4 protein-coding genes are annotated in these 3,109 nt (G+C 29.4%); 3 read left to right on the forward strand and 1 reads right to left on the reverse strand.

Annotation, left to right across the window (positions count from 1 at the left end):
* Positions 1 to 220 precede the first annotated feature (220 nt).
* From L988_RS11975 to L988_RS11985, 3 genes are all read left to right on the forward strand, one after another.
* A complete protein-coding gene (locus L988_RS11975; RefSeq protein WP_047384573.1) occupies positions 221 to 862 on the forward strand; it encodes a recombinase family protein in 642 nt (213 codons plus the stop codon).
* Between the two features lie 70 nt (positions 863 to 932).
* Complete coding sequence (locus tag L988_RS11980) at positions 933 to 1,214, forward strand: nucleotidyltransferase family protein (protein WP_047384575.1); 282 nt, start codon at positions 933 to 935, stop codon at positions 1,212 to 1,214.
* The gene (locus L988_RS11985; RefSeq protein ID WP_052191845.1) at positions 1,195 to 1,668 is read left to right on the forward strand and encodes a DUF86 domain-containing protein; all 474 of its coding nucleotides are present in this window, start codon (positions 1,195 to 1,197) and stop codon (positions 1,666 to 1,668) included. The genes L988_RS11980 and L988_RS11985 overlap by 20 nt, the downstream gene beginning before the upstream one ends.
* A gap of 111 nt (positions 1,669 to 1,779) precedes the next feature.
* Here the strand turns inward: L988_RS11985 and L988_RS11990 are convergent, their stop codons facing one another.
* The gene (locus L988_RS11990; RefSeq protein WP_047384577.1) at positions 1,780 to 2,871 is read right to left on the reverse strand and encodes an NADH:flavin oxidoreductase; all 1,092 of its coding nucleotides are present in this window, start codon (positions 2,869 to 2,871) and stop codon (positions 1,780 to 1,782) included.
* Positions 2,872 to 3,109: the final 238 nt, after the last annotated feature.

Consider the following 3,109-nt stretch of genomic DNA (forward strand, 5'->3'; position numbering starts at 1 on the left):
AATTTTTTTTTTTATTTTTAGCCTTTTAATATTTTTTATTTATATAAGTCTATAAAAGTAGACTTTTTTAGACTTTTTCTACACTAAAAATTTTTAGTCTAATATATACCTTTTCTCATTTTTTTAACTTTAGTCTAATTTTCTCTAAAGATTTATTGTATTTTTTTCACAAAGAAAGTATAATGGGTTCAGAACTTAAAACGAGGAGATGGATATACTCATGAAATACTATTATGCTAGAGTTTCTTCTGAGACGCAGAACTTAGACAGACAAGTAGAATATTTTAAAGAATTAGGAGCTAATCCTAGAACAATCTTCCAGGAAAAAAAATCTGGGAAAAGTTTTGAAGATAGAGAAGTATGGAACGAACTTTTAAACGAATGGGTAAAAGATGGTGATGTTATTGTTGTTAAAAATTTGGATAGAATAGGGAGAAATGCCAAAGAGGTCCGTGAGTGTTTATTGAATCTAGCTGCTCGTGGGGTAAGTGTGGAATCAGTGGATCAAGCTTATCTGAATAACTTTTTAAAAGAGAAGTTAGTGGAGAGGGATGCTGACTCGTTGGCTGAAGCGATGCTTAATGTGATGCTAGATACAATGTTACAGGTTGATTTACTAAAAGCTGAATGGGAGCGTAAAGAGCTTCGTAAGCGTCAGAAAGAGGGAATCGAAAGAGCTCTAGCTAAAGGTGTAAAGTTTGGTAGAAATAAAAACGATGAGTTCAGAGAAAAATTCAACGAAATCTACCCTCTTACAAGGAACAAAGACAATCCAAACTACATCCGTGTGAAAGATGCCATAAAGATGGTTGGATGCTCTAAGGCTATGTTTTATAACCTGATTGAGGAGATGAAAGATTAATCTCTTTTTTAATTTTTATTTTTTTATGTTCATGATATAATAAAGCTAATAAAATCTAAAGGAGGATGCTATGACATTAGATGCCTTTAAAACTAGTTTAAAAAAAGAAAATATCTTTGAAAAATACAATATAGAAAAAATAGGAATATTCGGTTCGATTGCTAGAGGCGAGGATGGAAATGATATCGATATCCTTGTAGATGATACTGATTTTAAAAAGTGGATAAAATTGAAAGAGGAGTTAGAACCAATAATTAAGGTTAATTTAGATATTATGATTGAAAAATATGCAAACCCTATTGTTCTTATGAGAGCTAAAAAGGAGATAGTATATGTTACAAAATATAACTAATGACTTACTTTATGTTTTAAGTATTTTAGAGAGTATCGGAAAGCTTCAAAAATATAGTAATGATTATGATGACCCAGAAATCTTCTTTGATGCAAATGACCAAATGCCTTTTAATGCATCATTGTCTTTACTTGTTAATATTGGTGAAGCTAGTGGTAAAATAAGTAAAGAACTGAAAGATAAAAATCTAGATATTCCTTGGAAAATATTAAAAGATTTTAGAAATAGAGTAGCTCACGACTATGTAAATCTTGATATCTTTATTGTTTTTGATGTAATAAAAAATAGATTACCTGGAATAAAAGAAAACTTTGAAAAAATAGTCTCAATAGAGCTATCAAATAAAAACTTCTCTAAAGAAGAGTATGAAGCATGTATTGGAAATAGATATTATAAACATGTAGATTTTGAGAAAATACATAATGAAACCACAATTAAAGTAGGGGCCAATTAAATATTTGTGTAAACCTTCAAGTTAGATTATATTAATCGTAGAATAAATAGATTCTAACCAACTAGCAATGGAAACAAAAAAACTTGCCGGTCTTTAATGACCGGCTTAGTATTATTTTTTATTTAATATGCATGTAACAGGCATGGTCTGTAAGCAATAATTGCAAGACACACATCTAGGTTTATATTTATTTTCATTTTTCCATTTATTAATAAGATCTGGTTCGCTGATCAATGCTCTTGATAAAGAAAAATATTCTATATTTGTTGTATTTAATATTTCTTCCATTAGAGAAAAGTTTTTGTTTCCTCCAGCTAAACTGATTTTTGCCTTTATAGTTTTAGCAATTTTTTCACCAGCTTCTTTAAAATAAGACTGGTTTTCTAAAAGGTTTAAATTTTTCCCCATATTAAATGTAGCGGAAGGTGCACTTCCACCACTTACTTCTATTAAATCGACACCTAATTCATCAACTCTCTTAAGAACCTCTAAAGCTTCTATTTCTGTTAATCCCATATTTTTTTCCATAAAATCATTGTGGTTAAGTTTTATCATTATAGGGTAGTCTTCTCCCACTCTTTCTTTAATCTCTTCTATAACTTCATATATTATACGAGCTCTGTTGTGGATTTCACCACCATATTCATCCTGTCTTCTATTATAATAAGGAGTTAAGAAGTGACTTAGCAAATGCCCGTGAGCCGCATGTATTTCAACAGCATCAAAACCAGCTTTTTTAGCTCTTACAGCTGCATCTCCAAACAATTTAACGATTTTTTTTATCTCTTCCTTTGTAGCCTCTTTAGGAGTTATTCCAGAAACTATATTTTCTACAGCAGAAGGTCCTAAAATCTCCATATTATCTTTTTCTGGATGATGATTTTGAGAGCCCCCATAAACTATTTGCAATGCTATTTTAGCATCATACTCATGCACTATATTAACTAATTTTTTGTATTCATCTATTAAAGAGTCATCTTGAATACCTAGCATTTTTATATTTGGCTGTTCATCTTTACTGATATAGGCATAACCTGCTACAATCAGTCCTACTCCTCCTTGAGCAAGTTTTTTGTAAAATTCATAAATATTTTCGTTTAAATGCCCATTTTCTTCAGCTAAACCTTCCCATGTAGCTGATCTTATAAATCTATTTTTAAGTTCTAAGTTTTTTAAATTTGTTTTTTCAAAAAGTAACTTCATATTATCTTGTATGATATAAATAAAATCTTATATCATACCCTCCTTTTTTTATTTTTTTAATTTCTAATTTCTTTATTCATCATAACTATGTTTTTACATATTTCTAATTAACACCAAGGGCTTTTTCTTCCTGTATCTAAAATTGAAAATTCTTTTAAATTAGTTGAAAAAAAACTTTATATGATTTATTATAAATCTATACCTTAAGGGAGGAGTCAATAAAAATTTTGGAGGTTCG

Source organism: Cetobacterium sp. ZWU0022 (assembly GCF_000800875.1).
In the GTDB taxonomy this organism is placed as follows: domain Bacteria; phylum Fusobacteriota; class Fusobacteriia; order Fusobacteriales; family Fusobacteriaceae; genus Cetobacterium_A.

Bases quoted from the DNA above. Each gene is read 5' to 3' on its own strand.
- L988_RS11985 (WP_052191845.1), top strand. From the start codon at position 1,195: ATGTTACAAAATATAACTAATGACTTACTTTATGTTTTAAGTATTTTA.
- L988_RS11975 (WP_047384573.1), top strand. From the start codon at position 221: ATGAAATACTATTATGCTAGAGTTTCTTCTGAGACGCAGAACTTAGAC.
- L988_RS11980 (WP_047384575.1), top strand. From the start codon at position 933: ATGACATTAGATGCCTTTAAAACTAGTTTAAAAAAAGAAAATATCTTT.
- L988_RS11990 (WP_047384577.1), bottom strand. From the start codon at position 2,871: ATGAAGTTACTTTTTGAAAAAACAAATTTAAAAAACTTAGAACTTAAA.